Source organism: Legionella steelei (genome assembly GCF_001468005.1).
Classification (GTDB): domain Bacteria; phylum Pseudomonadota; class Gammaproteobacteria; order Legionellales; family Legionellaceae; genus Legionella; species Legionella steelei.
Genome location: NZ_LNYY01000019.1, coordinates 588,803 through 609,797 on the forward strand (window position 1 = coordinate 588,803; position 20,995 = coordinate 609,797).

Genomic DNA, 20,995 nt, shown 5'->3' on the forward strand with positions numbered 1-20,995 from the left:
TAAATAAGGACCATAAATAATGATAAAAACAAAAAACTTGCTATTTATCTTGCCATCTATTTTTTCATGTACCTTTGCTTTTTCATCACCATGTTCTTTTGATAAAACCAAATCATGTCAGTTAGTTACTGATATCTTGCAAGATAAGGCGAGCAATGGGCTCAATTATTATGCATCCACTAATTATGATCATCGCATTTCAGGTGAAATTAATGTATATGACACTTCGAAAACCATAAAAAATGCGGATGGTACATTAACGCTTCTCGCAGACTTAGCTAATGGGTTATGGAAAAGCGGAGAAATAATGACTCGAGCTAATCTAAACTCCCCTCCATTTAATTCCCCTGTACCTTCTGAAGTGTGGACAACTAAAGAAACAAAACATGGGTATATGGAAGTCAACATCAATTTACCTGTATGTACTAAAAGTACGGATGGGCTATGCCAGCAAGGTAAAAATCCCAGCAACTACAACCAGGGCTTATGGCCTGCCATTTGGATGATGCCAACCTATGACTCGAATTGGCCGCAAAATGGCGAAATTGATATCATGGAGGCCTATCTCAAAACCACAGCGTTTAATGTGACCACAGCGACACTGCATTTTAATGGAAATGCACCTCAATGTGGCGGAGGTGATTGCCGTGGCATTGGATACCCGCTTGAGTCGCATCAATTTCCTCAATTAGCGTACGCTAATCCACACACATGGGGATTTGAGTGGGAGGCAGATCCAAGCAGTACGAAGGGGGGCTATATTCTTACAGGTTATATCGATAATGTTAAAACCTGGGGACCTTTAAAAACGGATTCACTACCTGCTGATGGTGCTAATGCGTTACAGCGTGGTTTTAATGATCCCAATGGGGGTTATTATCTCATTGTCAATCTTGCCGTAGGGGGGCCTTACGCTGGTGCACCTAATCCCCAAATGCAATCTGCAACAATGCATGTAAATAGTGTGAAATTTTATCAGGTAGGTGGTACTACTCCCACTGATCTGTGTAATCCACCCATTGATTTTTCTTCAACGTATACCCCTGATAAAAAAAATGTAACTTTATTGTGGCATCCTCCCGCAAACAGCACAAATGTAGTCACCTATCAAGTGAAAGATTGGCAAAAAAGAGTACTATGGAAAGACAATAAACTCACTTGGACGGATACCACTCTACCCGGTACTTCAGGGAAATTTACCTATTTTCTGAGTTCGGTGTGTAGCAATGGCGTATCACAAGACGTTGAGTATGACGTCATTATTCCCGATGCCCCTCAGTGCCTTCCTCCAACCAACATCAACGCAAATTACAGTAGCGATAAAAAATCCATTAACCTGGCTTGGACTGCCCCCACACAAAGTATGCCTGTAAGCACCTATCAAGTGCGTGACTGGCTAAAGCGGGTAATTTGGCAAGGTTCATTAACCAACTGGACCGATCACTCTCTGCCTGGAACCTCAGGAAAATTTACCTACTTCCTTAATTCGGTCTGTAACAACCAAGATTCTACGATGGTGCAGAAGGATGTTATTATCAATTAGGTTAAATTTTTAATTCCCACGAGACTGTTTCTCTTATTTCTTCCATGAAGCAGTCTCATCAAGACGTTTCATCTATGGAAAATAATTTATGGGATTCATTTCCAAATGACCCTTAAAATATATGGAAAAATTATGAATAAAATCAAAGCTATTTTAAAATTTAATTTTATAGTGCAACTCCTATGTATTTTTACACTATGTAATTTTTTTAATGTGATTTATGCAAAAAATAAGTCCTCAAAAGTCCAATCACGCGCAATAACTTTTGTTAATAATTGCAGCCAGCCTGTATGGTTTGGATTAATTAGTGGCTCGGTACAAAATACCCATCCCGCTCATCCTGGAGATACTTCATGTAATTCGAATAGTGATTGTTATACTGGATCTGTGTGTACACAAACCGGTGCGATTAAACAATGTTTTTGGCAAGTGCCCATTCCTGCGAATACCAATTATCAATTGGCTGCAAATGGAGGCACCAATACGGTGACTATTCCCATCTATTCAAATCAGCAAAATGTGATATGGAGCGGTGCTATTGCTGGTCGAACTCAGTGTGCTAACGGAGCCTGTCAAACGGCAGATTGCGGCTCAGGTGTGAATGGGTGTAAAGAGGGGGTCGGCTTTCAACAACCCGCAACACAAGCTGAATTTACATTTTTAAAAAATGGCCCTGATTATTATGATGTAGAAATAATCAATGGATTTAATTTACCTGTGTCAATGACCCCTAAGAATACTTCAAGTAATACAAATACAGCGCCATATACTTGTGGTAGTCCAGGAGCCGCGACACAAACCAATTCTTTATTGGGTGCATGCTCTTGGACATTTAATCCCCCTTCGAATGATTATCGTTGGGTTGCAGCAGGCGGCGGGATTTGTAATGTGGATAGTGATTGCCCTTCATCGAGTACCTGTGGTATCAGTTTTAATCCAGGAAAAAATCCTCTATTAAAGAAGAGTTGCGGCACATTATTGGGTTACTGGACTGCTGATCAAATATGTGGATTACAGCCTAATTACGGAGCTCCTTTCAATTGCGCGCAAAAATTACCTGCACCACAAGATAATTTAACCTTATGGAATCTGTATGCCTGTACTAACGTGGGTTCTTGTTATTCTCAAGGAGCCTCAAATAATTGTTGTGGGTGCGTCGATTGGGATAAAACTGGCATTGAAGTTCCACCCGCACCTTACACGAACCAATGTAACAATACCAATATGAACTGGAATAATTATGTCCAGCCCACTTTAAGCTGGCTTAAGGCTGCATGTCCTACTGCTTATGTCTATCCATTTGATGATATGAGTAGTACATTTACCTGTGCAAACATGCAAAATAACGTGAATGTTGAAAATTACACAATTACTTATTGCCCCGGAAGCAGCAACACGCCTCCACCTCCGTCTACATCCTATAACTATAATGTTTATATTGGCTATCCTTTTAAAGCGGTGCTTATCAATAACTCCATCACCTGCCCTGATCCCACAAATAAATCTCCCGTTTGTTTGATACAAAATCAAAAAGCAACGGAGCATATGACGATAAAAGGCTCAAACGCTCATCTTTGTGATCTGACAATCAATAATGATGGAAGCCTGACAGTGAATGCAGGTTCAAATGGCTGTTATATTAATTCAAGCCCTGCTACATCTACCAAACCAGGGACAGTTAATTTACCTTCTAATTTCTAAGCTTTTCAAATTGCCTCCCATCCCGGTCACTTACGGGGATCTTGGGGGGCAGTTAATGCTGGGCTTAACAGCCCAGCCTACGTATTACTGATACTTATTACTCAGACTTCGAGTGTCCTAGAGTAAGTATCGAAGGCAACATGTTTTTTATTTGCTCAACAGGTCGTTGTACTTGGGTAATTAAAAATTCTCTAAAATGAGTATCTGTTGCGAAATAACGCACGGCGTTCTCTACACCTTTATATATACCTACATCAAGTTCTCGACGCTCTACACTTGCTTTTAAATCTTGGAGACGATTGAGATCGACAGTAGGTTTAGGGGCGGTAAAGTAGGAATAGGTATTATAGACACTACCCCAAATGGAGGTTTTAGTTTCTTCTTCTGCAGTAACTTTCTTCCATGCCAACATAAACTTAGTGGGGCAGAGAGGAGCCATTAATTTAATCATCCGCTGAACATCTGGATTTGAAAGGGTTGTAGTATTATCTGTGGAACCATCATATGTGATCTGCTTGTTTTTCAAGCACCAGTTGTAAATTGTCTTCATCTCTTCAAGTTGGCTATGGAAGTCAGAGATGCTGAAGTTTTGGAGAATATACCCCGTTGCCTCAACACAAATAAACATAGTTAGGAGGTAGTGAGCAAATTCGGGGAGCGGTAAGACAAGTCTTGCGAGCCAGGAACCATACCACGTTTTTCTACCAGGATACATTCCTTGGAAAAGGTAGGATAGATTCGCATTATATTCGAAGTCATTAATGTATTTTCTAAATGTAGCTTGTTGTTCGTCATCATTTAGATTAAATGGTTTGGAAATTAGCTTTTTTAAAGCATCTGCACGGTCTTCTTTTGCTTTTTCTACATCGGCCATTCCTTCAACAGTAAGTTTGCCCACAATTCTCTCCTTGAAAAATGTAACAATAAAACTCTATTCATCCTACCTGAAAAAATAGGAATTATGCTATCGCTTTTTTTACAAAAAGTATGATTTAAGAAAAATAGGTATAATTAAGTACTATCAAGTTTTGTGGTTTTAAAGTTTTTTTATTTAAAATCAATAGGTTATTTGAGTGGTGAACATTAATATCAATCGTATTAAAATTAACTAAAAACATCTAAATACATCCAAGTTGAAGCAAAAATAATTACACAGTATATTGTGAAGATTATTCATAAAATTAAGGATGAATAGTAGGTAAGTTTTATGATAACTATGTGAATCCAGAATAGTTTTATTTGACAAATGAGTGGATAATAACTAATCTTAATTGTGCAATGCAACATAAGGAGATGCTAATGAAAAGCCAATTTTTTGAGCAAAAAATGTTTAACAATTTTGATGCGCCAATGCAAAGACTCATGGAACTCAATGTTAAAATGATGCAGAACTTGTCTTTAATCAAGCCAATGGATTTATTAGATATCAAAAGACCAGAAGAATTTTTTACTAAAAATATGGAATTATTTATCCAAAACAGTCAGATGACTTTGAATTATATGAGGGAAACGTTCAATATTCTTGAAAGTCACTGGTTAAGTGTTTCTCGTAATTTGGATCAAAATGCAAAGAAAATGATGGATGATGTTTCATCTTCAATTTCTAAAAGCACCAAAAAAGCGACTACTACAGTTAAGGCTGCTGCTAAAAAAGCGTCTGCACCTGCTAAAAAAGCAGCATCTACTGCAAAAAAAGCGGCCTCGTCAGTCAAAAAAGCTGCAGTAACTACTGCTAAAAAAACTTCTTCACCAATGAAAAAAGCTACAGCTGCGCCTGCCGCTAAAAAGACTTCTTCGCTTGCGAAAAAATCTGTAGCGCCTGCTGCTAAAAAAATGGCTTCATCAACAAAAACGGCAAGTGCAAAAAAAAATACTAAAGTAGCCCCAAGTAAAACTACTTCTACTGTAAAAGCACAACCCGCAAAAAAAACTGAGTCCAAACCTGCTGTAATGCAGTCAACTCCATCCATGAGTCATCATACACCCATGAATCAAAATACTGCAAAAACCAATATGGCTGGTGAAAGCAATATGTCAAAAGTTGGGAATATGACTGAAAAAAGTAGTGTTCTTCAAAATATAGGTAAAGGAAATCCTATGCCAAACCAATTTCCTAAGTTTCCTAAATAATAAATAATCTCTTTTAAGAGCCCTTAACAATAGGGCTCTTTACAATATAAGAGAGAGTGATAACCAGCGAAGGTAGGTTTGAGGATACCTCGGCTATTAAGCCGAGCATCTGCTGAATTAATCCTTATGCGCCATCCATCATGAAAACCATCACTATACGCCCAATTAACAAGTACCTATCCATTGTTCTTAAGAATGTACATGCTGGGTTTAGCAACCAAGCCTACGTTTATTTAGATTTTCCAACAAATTCAAAGTCTTTTGATTCTTTTGCAGGGGTTGATTCATTTATCCTGAGTTTAAAGGCATTAATTGATTAAAATCAGGTAACAGGGGTTGTAATTCTTTTGCCAAAGCGTACAACAGCAAGTCATTTCCTTTGGCTGCTCCCATTTGTACTGATATTGGGAGTTGATTATCAAACATTACGGGTAGGGTCATAGCCGGTAAACCAGCCTGATTAAATAGGGATGTAAAAGGTGAAAATTCCATGTTTTTTTGTAAATAAAGATCAAATTCTTCATTAGTGCTTAGTCCACCTATTAATAATGGAAGCTGGGCTAAAGCGGGGGTTAATACTACATCTGTTTGATCTAATAACTGATGCAGGGGTTGAACGAGTTGGAATAAACGAGTTCGCGCAAGAATGTATTCATAAGCCGAAAGAGCCTCTCCTCGTTTATAAAACTCCCACGTTATAGGCTCAAGCGCATCAGGTTTTGCTTTTTGGCTTAATTGTGCTTCTTGAAGTTTAATCACCGTATAAGTGTTTGCGGCAATAATTTTAATCACACAATCACCAATTGCATTGAGATCCAGTGCCAAATATTTTCTCTGTATTGTATGGCCTAAATTTTTTAATAACTCTTCAACTTTGTTAACTGCTTCAATACAAGGAGATGCGACAGGGACTGGTGCAAAAACACCCTCTAAATGAAGTATATTTAATTTTTTATGCGGATGAAGAGGACGCACTCGAGATAGCTCGGCTAATTCATTAAATAATGCTTCGGAATCACGAAGAGAACGAGTTAAGACAAAGTTCACCGCCAAACCAGACCATAATTCATCAGTCAAAGGACCTGTTGGGGTGATACCCGTAGTTGGTTTAAAACCAAATAAACCACAACATGCAGCAGGGATTCTAATAGAGCCTCCTCCATCGCTTGCCGTCGAGATTGGCGCAATACCTGCAGCAATTGCAGCCGCTGAACCACCTGAAGAACCACCAGGAGTTCTATTAAGATCATATGGATTGCGACAGGGGCCTAATAAAGTAGGTTCAGTAACATAAGAGAGGCCTAGTTCCGGTGTATTTGTTTTTGCAATGGGGATGAAGCCTAAGGAAATCATTTTATTCACTAAATCACTAGTAATGGGAGAAATATTGTGAGAAAAAAAGCGTGAGCCTTCTGTGCTTCGAACTCCAGCAATCCAGTGCCCCAAATCCTTAATTAATAAAGGAACACCATAAAATGGTTCATCACCGCGAAGACTCGTGAGACATTTTTTGGCAAAATCGGAGCAATCAGTCACGATGGCATTTAGTGTTGTATTGACTTCGTTGATGCGTGACAGAGCACAGTCCATTGCCTCATGAGGGCTTATTTCACGTGTTTTGATGCGTTTTGCTAGTTCAGTTACATCGCAGCGAATATATTCTTTTAATAACATTACTTACCTGCTTATATTAAGGATTCAGGAACAATAATCATATTGTTCCTGAATTTAGATAGATACTTCATTTATTCTTCATGGCAGCTTTTAAATTTATCTGCCATTTTTTCTTCTATTTTTTTCATTTTATTTTGAAGATCTGTTTTTTGTTGGGGGGTTAGTACTGCATAAATTTGATTCTTTGCTGTTATTTTAGCTTTAATCATATCACCAATCAGTTTTGTCTTTTTATCAACTAAACTGTCCACTGCAGATTGGTCCATATTTGCTGATTCAGCTTGTTGATTGAGTTGTTGGCTTAGGTCTTTCATTTGAGCAGCATCATTTTTCATTGTTGATTTAAGCTGCTCTAAAATAGGTTTTATTTTGGATTTTTGACCATCATCCAGTTTTAGTGATTCAACCATATGTTTTAATCCTTCCCCACACTCATGAGCTAATACTACGGGGCTGAGTGCTAATGTAAACGTAAATGCAGCTGCTTGTATAATTTTTTTGTACATGATACGTCCTTCCTTAGTTAAAATGATTAAAATCATAGGTAAGTATAGATGCTCTAAATGATTTTTGTAAAAATATAAAACAAAAAAATTTTGAGTTTAACCTATTTGTTCTTTTTATTTTTTTGGTTTTCCAATTGTATGACACATTCTTCTGCAGTAAGTGGATGGGAGTAATAATAACCTTGGACTCCATCAATGTCTTGTTCTAGCAAGAACTGAAGTTGTTGTTTATTTTCAACACCCTCAGCAACAACCATAATATTTAACTTATGGGCTATTGTTGCAATTGCTTTAACAATCGTTTGATCTAAGTAATCATTATGACAATTGCTAATAAAGGCTTTATCAATTTTTATTTTTTTTACGGGTAAATGTTTTAAATAAGATAGGCTGGAATAACCTGTACCAAAATCATCAATCACTAAACTAACACCCATTTCATTTAATAAATTAATTTCTTTATATAATTTATCGCTGTACTCAATAAAAATTGACTCGGTGATTTCCAACTCAATAAATGATGCATCGAGTTGATTTTTAGCAATACATTCGGCAATGATTTTACTTAAAGAGTGTCGAATAAATTGAATTGTGGATATATTAATCGCAATAGGTCCAGGTAGTATTTTTTTATCTTGCCAACTTTTGGCTTGACGACATACATTTTTAATAATCCACTCACTGACAGGCATGATGAGTGGGCTTTTTTCTAAGTTAGGGATAAATTTTGAAGCATCTAAGACACCTTTTTCTGGATGATTCCATCGTAATAAAGCTTCAAGTCCAATTATATTTCCTGTGCTGGTTGCATAAAATGGCTGATACATTAAGAAAAACTCTTGTTTGTCATAAGCTCGTTGTAACTCTTTACCCAACCCGTGAGTTTGTTGGTATTCTTCATAGAGTTCGTTAGAGTAATAATGAAATTGGTTTCTACCTTTCTCTTTTGCTTGATACAGCGCTGTATCAGCCAGTTTAAGTAAGGTTTCAATATTTTTCCCATCGTCAGGATATATACTGATACCCATGCTCGATGCGATTTGAATTAAATGTTCATCTATAGGAACTGGCTTGGAAATCTCTGCGAGCAATCGCTCAACTATTGCCGTAATTTGTTCTTTTGAATTTATATTGAATAAGATTATTGCAAATTCATCGCCGCCAATTCGGGCCGCAATATCGAACTCACGTAGGCTTGAGGTAATTTTTTTTGCCGCATGAATTAGCAACTTATCGCCATTATCATGTCCTAAAGTATCGTTAATTACTTTAAAGTAATCTATATCTAAAAATAGTAAGGCAATCTTTCCTTGAAACTGTGTCGCTTGATTTGTATTTTGTTGAAATATTTCATAAAGTAAATTTCGGTTTGCTAATCCTGTTAAAGGATCATGAGTCGCTTGGTAATAATGTTTGGCATTCTCAAGCGAAATCATTGCTTGGGACGCGAGCATTTGCAAGTTATCTAAATGACTGGGGGTAAAGGTATAACTACTGCTGTTGTTCTCTAAATACAGGACTCGACATAGTTGGCTTTTATAAAATAAGGGCATCATTAAAAGAGATCTAGGATTTTCTTGTTGCACATATTCATCTTGAAAAGTGAGTTCTGATTGAATTGCATCGTTTAAAATAATGGCTTTTTGCGTACGTTGAACGTAATTAAGGATCGATCTAGGGTATGCTGCAACCCCGGCCTTATCCATTGGACTATTGAGATGAATCGTTTGGTGCTCTAAATTTCCTTCTGCTTCAACCACCCACTTCTCATTATCTTGAGTTAAAATAATACCTCGTTGCGCACCTGCATTTTCTAAAACAATAACTAAGAGTTTTTGCAGTAGCTTATCCAAGCGAATTTCACTTGATATCAGTTGATTAAATTTTAAAACAGCCAACATATCTATAGTCGGTGTTTTAACTTGTAGATCAGGATAGTAGTTAATTAATGCGCTAGTCTCAGTGGATTGCTCTAAAAGTTTCACTTTGGTGTGCGCACCCCAATCCTTGAAGTAATGATGGGCATGAGACAGATAAATTTTTGCGATATTGTCTATCTTGATTTTATTGCAAAAATAAGCAGCTCGTTCATTAGCAATGGCTGCAACTAAGACCAAACCACTTGCAAGCGCTGCTTCAATTGCTTGCTCATAAAGTGCTAAAACGCTCTCATTTTGCTTCTTCAAACTCATATACTCAGCATCTATAAGCAAGGAGTATGCTTTAAAGTTTTCTGGGCACCAGGTTTCATACTTTTTAATAAACGCTTTAAGTTGTTTTATTTTTTTCAAATAATGTCGATATTTTGATTTGGGGGCTTGAGATAATATGGCTAATAGCGACAGCGCATAGAAAAATTTACCGTCTAAATGGCTGATCATGCCTTTATTATATTCCGAATAGAGCTCATGATTATTTCCGGATTTGACAGCTTCAGCAAAATTTCCTAATAGAAAGTGCAGTTGTGTCAAAGAACTATAGAAAAAGCTTAATTCGGTTTTATTTTTTCCGTTAATAATATTTTTTTCAAATAACGATAACTGCTTAATTTTTGTAAAACCGGGTCGTTCTAAGCATTGCGTTAAATAATCCCAAAATTTAGCTACATTAACAAAATCAGAGATCTTCATTCGCGACATAAATGATAAAGCAGATTTTACATTTTTTTTAATTTCATCTAAATTCTTACCGGCTGAAAGTGCATGGAATATCAGGAGTATATTACTGTAATTGCTATATACTAAGTCACCCACCTCACAACACAACTTAAATGCATTAATCACTGTGTTATTGCATAAGTTAAGTGATTTTTGATAGGGCTCAATAAAAGAACCGAGTACAAATTGATTTTTACCTTCAAAATTGGATGCACCATATTCCTGTTTTAATCGGTTATAAAGCGCTACAAATGAAATTGCTTCATCGTACCAATTCAGGGAATGCATAATAATGAATGCATAAACAGGGATAGACATTGAAGTGCTTTCAGTATATCCATACTTTAAGCTTAGAAGAATATTTTTACAGGTTAGGATCACAAACAGTTGCTGATTAGTGATAAAAGCACTATTGAGTAATTGAGTAATTAAATTCACTAGTGCAATTTGTTTTACATCGCTCATCAAGGGTAATTTTAGATGTTCAATTTTGGTGTGTCGTAATTGAAACTTTATTTTATAGATAGAGAGCAAAATATGTATTAAGTTGGGTTTCTTTGGTATCTTCATGCCAAAATGACGCAATGCATTTAATCCAATTTGTAGCGCTTCGGTATGATTTCCCAACGTAGAGAGCATCTCAATTTTCAAACGATAAATCTCAATTTTATCTAAGGAGCCGCTCGCGTGTTTTAAAAGCTCGCTAAAGGACTTATCTGCGGTTTTAAAATCCCCAACTAAATACCTGCACACAGCAAATTCTTTAAAAAGTTGGAATGTAAGAGGGTAATTTTTTTTCCAGTTATATGGTTTTAATAGTTGCACACCTAAAGATAGGTGTTCATTAGCAACATCATAAGCGGATGCTAATTTTGCTTTTTGCCCTGCCCATAAGTTATATTGGGCCAACTGCAAACGCTCACTTGATTTATGAATTAATGAAATGCTTTGATTAAAATGTTTTAATACATCAAAGATACGCACATCGTGTGCTACAAGAGGCTTATCCTTTAATAACAATCTTCCTATCTTTAAATGTATATCGGGTCTTTCCTGTTCCTTAATCAGTTGATAAGCTGCTTGCTGAACACGATCATGAACAAAAATATACTGTAGTGAAGTGTTTGTAAGCGAGATGCTTTCATTTAATCCCATCAAACCGGATGTTTTATAGGCTTCCTCAACAGGATAGATTAGATTTGCTTTAATTGCTTGCCATAATTGTTCTGCAATTTGGCTAATGGGTTGGCTGTTGATAATTTGCAGCGTTTTAAAGTTGAACTGATAGCCAAAACATGATCCTAATTTTAAGATTTCTTGTGTAGGTTTTGGAAGTAAATGAATTTTAGCCGTTAAAAGGTCAATGACATTGTCCGTTGCACTTTGTTGTTGAATTTTGATTAAATCCCACTCCCAAGCTCCATGCTCATAAGAGAAAGTTAATAAATTTTGTTGATAAATTAGTTTTAGGAATTCATTAATAAAAAATGGATTGCCATGAGTTTTATCAAAAATACATTTTGCTAAATCTTGGATTTTCTTTTGTGCATTTGATAGTGTATCGGCTAATAACATTTGAATGTTATTTAAGCGTAATGGCTTTAGAATCAAGGTACTGACGTTTGCTTTATTTCTATTTAGGTTGTTAATGCTTAACTGTAAGGTGTGATTTTCATTGATTTCATTATCGCGATAAGCACCAATAAGGAGTAAATAATTTGTTTCGCGATCCTGTAATAGATTTTCAATAAAATTAAGTGAAGAGTTATCTGCCCATTGCAAATCATCTAAAAACATAACAAGTGGGTGTTCTGCTTGCGCAAAAATACGTACAAAATTTTGAAATACCAAGTTAAACCGAATTTGTGTTTCAGCAGGGCTTAGTGGAAGCACTGGTGGCTGTTTGCCGATTATGAGTTCAACTTCTGGAATAACATCAATGACAACCTGTCCAATATTACCTAAAGAATGTATCAGTAATTTTTTTAATCTTTCTAATTTGCTTTCGCTTTCTGACAACACTTGTTTCACAAGGTTCTTAAATGCGGCAACTATCGCACTATAAGGAATACTTCGCTGTAACTGATCAAATTTACCCTGAATATAATAACCTCTATGCTGAATAATAGGCTTATGTACTTCTTTTACTAATGAGGTTTTTCCGATACCAGAATAACCTGCAATCAAGATTATTTCCTTGCCACCTAAACTGATTCGATTAAATGCTTTGATAAGTTTATCTACTTGCAGCTCTCGGCCATATAAAGTACGAGAAATACTTAAGTGATCGCGAATATCATTTTGTCCTAGGACAAACTCATTAATTGATTTCTTTTGTTGCCATTGATTTAAGCATTCTTTAAGATCCAATTTTAATCCAATGATGCTGGAATAACGATCTTCAGGCATTTTACACAATAATTTTTCAATAATTGCATCCAACATTTTGGGGATATCTGGCCTAATTTCTAATACTGGCGGTGGTTTTTTGGCAATATGACAATGTACTAATTCAAGAGTATCCACTGTTTGAAAGGGCAATCGATTAGTCAGCATTTCATAAAATGTGATACCTAATGAATAAAAATCAGTGCGATAGTCAACAGGACGGTTAATACGACCTGTTTGTTCTGGTGAAATATAGGCTAAGTCTTTGGCAAATGTTCCCAGTTTTAGATAATCAAATGTTTCTTCAGTAAGCTTGGAAGAGGTGCTTAAGTCAACCAATTTAAGGTTCAATTGTTCTGGATCAATAACAATATTGGATGGTTTAATTTCCTTATGAATAATATTGCGCTGATGTAATTCTCCAACAATATCAACAAGTTGCAATGCTAAAATCAAAAAGCTCTCAATATCCAATTGGTGCATAAGAAGGTATGACGTTAATAATTGTCCTTTTACATCCTCTAGAATTAAAACAGGCATTTGTAAATTTTGTAGAAAATCATAAGCTTTAATAATGGTGGGGGCTTCAATCATATTCAATAAATAATATTCATGTTGCAAAATTGCCAAATTTTCAGAGCTGGAGTGTTGTTTGCTTGGTGTCTTGAGAAGAACTCTGCGACTATCTTTTAATCGCAGGGCATAATAGGTATCAATATTATGGTTATGCCTCATTTTTTCTCGTAATGCATAGCCGGATATAGAAATCATTTATTTCCTCAGCAATTCGTTAGACGAAGGGCACCCCAATACCTACTTTATATTATAGAAGATATTGGGGCTATCTCCCAAATAAGACATAAAGCAGGAATAAGAAAAGGTGTCAACTAGTGGTGCTCTGTTGAACTTGCAATAGGATATAAATACCACAGTCTCCCAGAACACCGCAGTTGCAATAGCTTAATCACCATAAGTGATCTTTTTATATTTTGATTACTAACCAAATTTGGACTATATCGGTTGTTATTGATCGTATTTTGCTTTACTTATCAAGTGGAGTAACTTTTAGCGTGCTGTAGATTGGAGTTGTTTATGCTAATTCAAGCTTGGAGATAAAGAGATTGAAAGGGTGTAAAGATGAATAGTTCAGTAATGAATTTTCTTAAAAAGTATAGTATTGTTTACAGCCCGGATTGCCATTCTTTAAGATATGTTATGTCATCAAGAGTTACGCCTGAGGCAGACAAAAAGTATCAAACCATTCAAAATGTTTCAGAAAGGCGGGCCGGTACTTTAATGTCTCCCTTTCCAAGATTTCTAACAAAATTGGATATGTATTACAATTTTAAATTTAGTAAGTTTTCATTTACTAAAGAAGCTCCTGAAATAAACCAAGCGCGAAACATCAATACAGAGAAAGAAGTGATCAATGGAATACTTTATGCTGAAGATTAATTCAGTATGTCTTATAGCGTCCTTTACTTGCTAAATCGTTTGTTATTCAGAGCACTAAATACCGCGCATGAAGCGCGGTAGGTCTCTTAATACAGCAAATTTATGCTTTTTCGGCACCTACAGTTGCATTACCCATAGTGTAAGAGTGTGCTCCTGTACCAGCTAATTGGCCTTTATCTACAATTAGATAAACATCCCGTATAGGGCGTCCTTCTAACCAACATTCTAAAATTTCACGAGTGCCTGCTGCATAACGTGCTTGTGCAGAGAGTGAAGTTCCTGAAATATGAGGGGTCATGCCATTATAAGGCATGGTTCGCCATGGATGATCTTTAGGAGCTGGTTGAGGGAACCATACATCACCTGCATAGCCCGCAAGTTGCCCGCTCTCACAGGCATGTACAATAGCTTCACGATTGCATATTTTTCCTCGAGCGGTATTAATCAAGTAAGAACCACGCTTCATTTTGTTAATCAATCGCTCATCAAATAAATTTTCCGTCTCGGGTGTCAGAGGGCAATTAATGGTCACTACATCACACGCCTGTACTAGAGATTCAACATGAGGATGAAAAACCAGTCCTAATTCATGTTCAACCTTTTCTGGTAAACGATGGCGATCTGTATAATGCAATTTAACATCAAATGGTTTTAAACGTTTCATAACTGCTAAGCCAATGCGTCCGCACGCAACAGTACCGACGGTCATTCCTTCCAGATCATAGGAACGTACGACACAATCAGCAATATTCCAACCTTTTTGCACAACCCATTGATGAGAGGGCAGATAATTTCGTACTAAAGAAAGGATCATCATAACGACATGTTCGGCAACACTGATGCTATTCGAATAAGTAACTTCTGCTACGGTAATGTTATGTTCTTTGGCGGCTTGCAAGTCTACATGATCAGAGCCAATCCCTGCAGTAATCACCAATTTTAGCTTTTTTGCCTTAGCAATTCGCTCAGAAGTTAAATATGCGGGCCAAAAAGGCTGGGAAATAACTACATCTGCGTCGGGTAATTCTTTTTCAAAAACAGAGTTTGGACCTTCTTTGTCTGAAGTAACTACAAATTGGTGCCCTTGCGATTCAAGAAATTGGCGCAAACCTAATTCACCAGACACAGAGCCAAGTAAAGTACCAGGTTGAAAATCATGTTGCTTAGGAGAGGGCACACTTTGACCATCAGCATAGTGTTCTATCTTTGGAAGCGTATCTCGAGCATAATATTTGGGATATCCATCAATCGGATCTTCATAGAGAACGCAAAGAATTTTAGCCATACATTTGTCCTTAAATAAAATGGTTCAATAGAGTCGAAGCGTTCAATTTTATTTCATCTAGTGTTTGTGATGACAGAACGCTAAATTTAGCAGCAAAGTTTTATTCGATGCCAAGTGACTGGAACAAGATAATGAATTTATTCTGTTAACTTGTAAACTATTATTATTAAATAAATTTTTAAGCTAATGCAGAAGCAATTGATAGAGAGATAGTCATAAAAAAATTGTACCATCATCGAAGATGCTACTTACTATTTGAATGGATAAGCAACAATGATGTTTCTAGGCAAAACCTAGGCGCAACACCAAGTGACTTTATTGTTTATATTCATGTGTTTTGGGTTGATCAAGTTGCTGCTCATTTTGTATTTTTAATCCTGGATATTCCTTTTTAAGCACATCAATTGCATCCTTTGCAAATTCTGGCCTAATCGTTACCTTAAGCCTATCTGAGTGCATACCATGTCCCATAGGTTGAACTTGGAATTGCTGATCTCTCTCGAATGTATTTTTTCGGGCACTTTGATCATTGCAAATGGCTAAAAGTGCATGATAGGCAAAAATCATATCGCCATTGTTAGATAATATCCCATCAGTCATAACAAGGGAGCCATCACGTATAACCTCAACTATTGTCTTGTATGTCATAATTTCCTCACTTTATGGCCTATTTGTATATAATATTAGCATAAAGCATGGAGAAAGCCTCAAACCTTCATTTATCAGTAAAAAACTTTATTCCAGAGCAGAAAGGCATTAGGATTATTTTATTTCAAAATCCAGTTAAGAGGGGAGTTTTGAGTGCCACTCATAAAAGCGCGTTTAGATGCTCATTCTAAGATTGAATTTACAAATACCTTACGAGGACTTGCTGCACTATTTGTCGTCATTTCTCATTATTTAAGTGCCTTTTGGTATAAAAGGGACTATGTAGCTCATCTGATTAATGCACCATTATTAACACCAGAGGCTCATGCAACACCAATTTATGTTGCATGGCTTAACTTATTCCCACTTTTTGACTGGGGATCTTATGGGGTGGGTTTATTTTTTATAATCAGCGGATTTGTCATTCCATTTTCACTTCAAAAAACGAATAGCCTAGGTTTTTGTGTTAATCGCTTTTTTCGTATTGTACCCACTTATGCCGTTGGATTTAGCATTACTTTATTGACTCTTTTTTTAGGCGGAAAATATTTTATTACGATATGGCCCTATACCTTACAAGAAGTATTAATTCACTATATTCCTGGAATTCGAGACATGCTTGAATCGAGAAATATTGACGTCATTATCTGGACTCTTGAGGTGGAAATGAAATTCTATCTCATTGCTGCGTTGTCAATCGCTTGGTTTCGTAGATACTCTCTAAAGGTTTTTTTTATACCCACATTATTTTTTCTTTTAACCTGTTATCTATCGTATAGGGTCCCAGAATGGGCTACAAGTAATTTGCCAGCGTTCATTCGATCAGAAATTTATATGATATCAACACAATATCTTATTTATATGTTTATCGGTGTCGTTTTTCATTATTTATATTGTCAAAAAATTACACCTGATTTGGGATATTTTATTATCGGTATTTTATTGACCATGTTTTGTATTGCTTGGCGTGTAGGACCTTATTCAGGAAGTTTAATCATAGTTTGGAGCTACGCTTTTGCTTTATTAACATTTTTATTTGCCTACATATTTCCTCATTTTTTTAAAGCAAATCCTGTATTTAATTTTCTAGCGGACATTAGCTATCCATTATACATTGTTCATAGTATTGCAGGTTATGTTGTTCTCCGAATGATGTTAGATATGAATTTTGAATTTTGGTTATCTCTACTCATCGTTGTTATTACCTCTCTCTTGTTGTCATGGTTCTTACACGTATTGATTGAACTGCCCTCTCAGACATTGGGTAAAAAACTTGCGAAAAAATTAAGCGCAAACATAGAAATACCCCTATTTATAAAAAAGATGATAAAGTCATTGAGATTGAGAGAATCACACAAATTAACCTAGGAAGTTTATGTCAGCTCATGAAACCATTTTAAGTAAGCAAGAAAGAAAATGGATTTTAGATAGACGTATTACAAGACTCTCTGACAACAAAGAAGTACAAATTTATCCAATGGGAGCCGAACGCTATTTAGCCTCGGCATTATCTGGGAATCAAAACAAACACTATGATGTTCGCACAGAAATTGAGGGAAAAGATGTGTTAGTCATTCCAGGATATGGCAATAGTAGTTTTTTATTTGCCCTAGCGGGTGCAAAAACTATTACTGCCTATGATAAAGATCCAGTTACGATTGCCTGGATGAAGGCTTTTAAAAAATACTACCTTTATCGCGAATATGATGATCGTGGAAAACCACTTCCTTCAATTGGCGAATTATTTGCTGCACTTACCTGTTGGTATCCACCATTAATTACGTTATCGAGCGGAAAATGTGCTAATTTTCTATTTTGGATATTACATCCAAACTCATTAAGAAGAGCATATATTCACTATATGGTCACACTGGTTCAGCATGCAATTCAATCTAAAAGCCATGATGATTTTGAACTGGATAAAGACATTCAATTCTATGTGGGAACACTAGATAAGGTACTTATGAGTGATAAAAATCAAACTTTTGATACAGCTTTTGTGCCATATTTGTTAGGTGTTAAGAATGGAATAGAAAAAGATAAAGAGATAGTGCGTTTTATGGAGCAATTAATCAAAATTATTCCTAATGGTCGCATTCTCGTCAGCCCATCTAGAGACATTAAAGAATATTATGTAATGGGGAAAAGTTATTTTGTTACAACAGGTTATTCCGATATTCAAGAAATACCTGAGTTAAAAACTTATGTTGTTGGCGAAGACAAATACTGGTTTCGAACTCAAGGACTTGCAATATTTGGATCGCAGAGCAATGAATGAATTATTCAATTTGAGGAAAGGATTATGGAATATAAAACCTTAGGAAATACGGGATTACTTGTTTCTACTCTTTGTTTAGGGACAATGACTTTCGGTGGAAAAGGCTTTTGGGAAACAGTTGGTGCGGTTGACCAAGCAGGTGTAGACAAACTCATCAAAGCCTCTATGGATGCTGGGATTAATTTTTTTGACACTGCTGATATTTATTCTGAAGGAGAAAGTGAACGTATTCTAGGCAAGGCGTTTAAAAACCTGAATATCGCACGCAAAGATGTGGTGATCGCGACCAAAGTATATGGAAGAGTAGGGCCTGGTTATAATGATATAGGAGCCTCACGAGGTCATATTATGGATGCTGTTGATGCGAGTCTTCGTCGTCTGAATACTGATTACATCGATTTATATCAGATCCATGGAAATGATTCGATTACACCAGTAGAAGAAACATTACGAGCACTTGATACATTGGTACAGCAGGGAAAAGTACGCTATATCGGATGTTCTAATTGGCAAGCTTGGAAAATTGCAAAAGCGTTGGGAATTTCTCAATTTAAAAACTTGGCTCGTTTTGATACGTTGCAAGCTTACTATTCGTTGGCAGGACGAGATTTAGAACGAGAAATTATACCGCTGTTAGAGTCTGAAAAAACAGGGCTTCTTGTGTGGAGCCCACTTGCTGGTGGCTTGCTTTCAGGTAAATTTAGCCGTGAAAATCAGACACCAGAGCACTCTCGTCGCTCCAGCTTTGATTTTCCTATTGTGGATAAGGACAGAGCTTGGAAAATTCTTGATGTACTTAGACCTATCGCAAAAAATCATAATTGCAGTGTGGCGCGTGTGGCATTAGCCTGGTTACTCACCAGACCTGCTGTAACTTCTGTCATTATTGGCGCTAAGCGTATCGAGCAATTAGAAGATAATTTAGAGGCTGTGTCATTAAAATTATCTATTGATGAGATAACTCAGTTAGACGCGGTAAGTGCCTTACCACCTGAATATCCAGGATGGATGCTTCCTTTTCAATCTATGGATCGATTAGACCCGACCATACAGAGGTTTTAAAATGTTCACCTTGTAGCCTGGGCGCGGCACCCAGGCCACAAAACGATAAAAAATTAGTTGATCATGAGTCTGTATTCACTGCTAAACTAAACAGAGTCCTAATTTTTAAAACTGAGACACAAATGACAAATCAGCAAATTGATTCATTCTTTCAGTCAAAAGCTTTTGCCGTGATTGGTGCTTCATCCAATCGTGAAAAATATGGAAATAAGGTTTTACGCTGTTATCAACAAAATGGCAAAAAAGTTTATCCTGTAAATCCTCAAGAAAAACTCATTGAAGGATTGTCTGTTATCGCCTTGGTAAGTGATTTACCCAGAGAGGTAGAAAGCATTTCCATAATAACCCCGCCTGCTGTTACAGAAAAAATTGTTGAAGAAGCAATTCAAAAAGGCATTAAAAATATTTGGATGCAGCCAGGTGCAGAAAGTGATAAAGCCATTCAAAACTGCAAACAGCATAAAATTAATATCATAGCGGGTGGACCTTGTATTTTAGTGATACTGGGTTATAAAGAGCATTAAGATCTTTTTATCATTATCGAAACACTACAATTTATTTTTAGAGAAGAATAATATGCCTTTTGCCATATTATGGACGATTATTTGACCGTGCTTATGAGGAATTTATGTACATGTGGTCTGAACTATTAATTACGCTGGTTCTTATTTTAATATCAGCGCAACTATTCTCTAATGCATTAGAATATTTTGGCGAACGAATAAACATTTCAACTGGTGTAACAGGCTCAATATTCGCTGCGATTTCTACTGCACTTCCAGAAACAACAGTACCACTTTTGGCACTCATTGCAGGAACCTCTAACCGACAAGTTAATGAAGAAATTAGTGTAGGGGCGATTTTAGGTGCTCCATTAATGTTATCAACCTTGTCAACTTTTATTATGGCATGTTCAGTTATTAAAAAACGTGGCATTAATGGTTACATAGCGCCAGAAATTACTGGATTTCAACGAGATCTGAATTTTTTCTTAGTTGCGTTTACACTGGCTGCATTAGCGATGTTTCTTCCGTTAAAGCCCAACTATCTGCGTATTTTATTTAGTGTTCTACTTATTGCCCTTTATTTTATCTATTTAGTACTGACATTCAACGCATCTAAAGCTTTGGTCGAAAATGGACATGCTGTCATCACCAATGAGCCCTTATTCCTAGCTAGATTAGGCTTAAAAACCAGTCTTAAAACCATCCTAATCCAATTAATGTTTGCCTTAATTCTATTAGTATGCAGTGCGAAAGGATTTATTCAAGGGGTACAAGGAGTGGCTGAAGCACTTGGTGTACCCGTTCTGCTTTTATCGTTACTCATTATCCCTATTGCAACTGAATTGCCAGAAAAAGTAAACAGCGTGATTTGGGTGCGCAAAAATCAAGATACTCTTGGCTTTGGTAATATCACGGGTGCGATGGTTTTTCAGGGGACATTGTTACCCGCATTAGGGATTCTTTTAACACCTTGGCGGCCATCTAGAATAGTATTGACTGGCATCCTAGTTACATATCTTGCTACAGCATGGCTAAGATTTAGCATTTCAACTCATGGAATTAAAATTAGTACTTTGTTTTTAAATGGGATTTTATATGTAGCCTATCTCGTGATCGTGCTTTCATAATACCTATGCGCTATGAATCGGTTAGTCATAAAATT

Annotated in this window: 15 protein-coding genes; 9 read left to right on the top strand and 6 right to left on the bottom strand. The window is 36.4% G+C overall.

The window, feature by feature from the left end:
- Window positions 1-19: 19 nt before the first annotated feature.
- Both Lste_RS06810 and Lste_RS06815 read left to right on the top strand, forming a co-directional pair.
- The gene (locus tag Lste_RS06810; RefSeq protein ID WP_058510299.1) at window positions 20-1,543 is read left to right on the top strand and encodes a glycoside hydrolase family 16 protein; all 1,524 of its coding nucleotides are present in this window, start codon (window positions 20-22) and stop codon (window positions 1,541-1,543) included.
- 132 nt (window positions 1,544-1,675) lie between these two features.
- Window positions 1,676-3,244 carry a thaumatin family protein gene (locus Lste_RS06815; RefSeq protein WP_058510300.1) on the top strand — a complete coding sequence of 523 codons (1,569 nt, stop codon included), beginning with the start codon at window positions 1,676-1,678 and terminating at the stop codon, window positions 3,242-3,244.
- 97 nt (window positions 3,245-3,341) lie between these two features.
- On the opposite strand, the gene Lste_RS06820 is transcribed toward Lste_RS06815, so the two are convergent.
- Window positions 3,342-4,142 (bottom strand): hypothetical protein, encoded by an 801-nt coding sequence (locus Lste_RS06820; RefSeq protein ID WP_058510301.1) that lies wholly within the window; start codon window positions 4,140-4,142, stop codon window positions 3,342-3,344.
- 401 nt (window positions 4,143-4,543) lie between these two features.
- Between Lste_RS06820 and Lste_RS06825 the strand changes: the two genes are divergently transcribed.
- Window positions 4,544-5,374 (top strand): hypothetical protein, encoded by an 831-nt coding sequence (locus Lste_RS06825; RefSeq protein WP_058510302.1) that lies wholly within the window; start codon window positions 4,544-4,546, stop codon window positions 5,372-5,374.
- A gap of 288 nt (window positions 5,375-5,662) precedes the next feature.
- Here Lste_RS06825 and Lste_RS06835 read toward each other — a convergent pair whose 3' ends face one another.
- From Lste_RS06835 to Lste_RS06845, 3 genes are all read right to left on the bottom strand, one after another.
- Window positions 5,663-7,048: an amidase gene (locus Lste_RS06835; protein ID WP_058510304.1), complete on the bottom strand. Its 1,386-nt coding sequence runs from the start codon at window positions 7,046-7,048 to the stop codon at window positions 5,663-5,665.
- A gap of 71 nt (window positions 7,049-7,119) precedes the next feature.
- On the bottom strand, window positions 7,120-7,554 hold the full coding sequence (locus Lste_RS06840; RefSeq protein WP_058510305.1) for a Spy/CpxP family protein refolding chaperone: 435 nt from the start codon (window positions 7,552-7,554) through the stop codon (window positions 7,120-7,122).
- A 101-nt stretch (window positions 7,555-7,655) separates the two neighbouring features.
- Window positions 7,656-13,370 carry an EAL domain-containing protein gene (locus Lste_RS06845; protein ID WP_058510306.1) on the bottom strand — a complete coding sequence of 1,905 codons (5,715 nt, stop codon included), beginning with the start codon at window positions 13,368-13,370 and terminating at the stop codon, window positions 7,656-7,658.
- 366 nt (window positions 13,371-13,736) lie between these two features.
- Here Lste_RS06845 and Lste_RS06850 point away from each other — a divergent pair, with 366 nt between their 5' ends.
- Entirely contained in the window at window positions 13,737-14,054 is a 318-nt protein-coding gene (locus Lste_RS06850) for a hypothetical protein (protein WP_058510307.1), read from the top strand.
- Window positions 14,055-14,154: 100 nt separating this feature from the next.
- Here the strand turns inward: Lste_RS06850 and Lste_RS06855 are convergent, their stop codons facing one another.
- Window positions 14,155-15,339: an NAD-dependent formate dehydrogenase gene (locus Lste_RS06855; protein ID WP_058510308.1), complete on the bottom strand. Its 1,185-nt coding sequence runs from the start codon at window positions 15,337-15,339 to the stop codon at window positions 14,155-14,157.
- 315 nt (window positions 15,340-15,654) lie between these two features.
- Window positions 15,655-15,987 carry a hypothetical protein gene (locus Lste_RS06860; protein ID WP_058510309.1) on the bottom strand — a complete coding sequence of 111 codons (333 nt, stop codon included), beginning with the start codon at window positions 15,985-15,987 and terminating at the stop codon, window positions 15,655-15,657.
- A 153-nt stretch (window positions 15,988-16,140) separates the two neighbouring features.
- On the opposite strand from Lste_RS06860, the gene Lste_RS06865 reads away from it, so the two are divergent.
- The 5 genes from Lste_RS06865 to Lste_RS06885 all read left to right on the top strand — a co-directional run bounded on the left by Lste_RS06865 (window position 16,141) and on the right by Lste_RS06885 (window position 20,960).
- Complete coding sequence (locus Lste_RS06865; RefSeq protein ID WP_237760441.1) at window positions 16,141-17,355, top strand: acyltransferase family protein; 1,215 nt, start codon at window positions 16,141-16,143, stop codon at window positions 17,353-17,355.
- 7 nt (window positions 17,356-17,362) lie between these two features.
- A complete protein-coding gene (locus Lste_RS06870) occupies window positions 17,363-18,265 on the top strand; it encodes a hypothetical protein (protein ID WP_058510310.1) in 903 nt (300 codons plus the stop codon).
- A gap of 24 nt (window positions 18,266-18,289) precedes the next feature.
- On the top strand, window positions 18,290-19,327 hold the full coding sequence (locus Lste_RS06875; RefSeq protein ID WP_058510311.1) for an aldo/keto reductase: 1,038 nt from the start codon (window positions 18,290-18,292) through the stop codon (window positions 19,325-19,327).
- Window positions 19,328-19,449: 122 nt separating this feature from the next.
- Window positions 19,450-19,851 carry a CoA-binding protein gene (locus Lste_RS06880; protein WP_058510312.1) on the top strand — a complete coding sequence of 134 codons (402 nt, stop codon included), beginning with the start codon at window positions 19,450-19,452 and terminating at the stop codon, window positions 19,849-19,851.
- 110 nt (window positions 19,852-19,961) lie between these two features.
- A complete protein-coding gene (locus tag Lste_RS06885) occupies window positions 19,962-20,960 on the top strand; it encodes a sodium:calcium antiporter (protein ID WP_058510313.1) in 999 nt (332 codons plus the stop codon).
- Window positions 20,961-20,995: the final 35 nt, after the last annotated feature.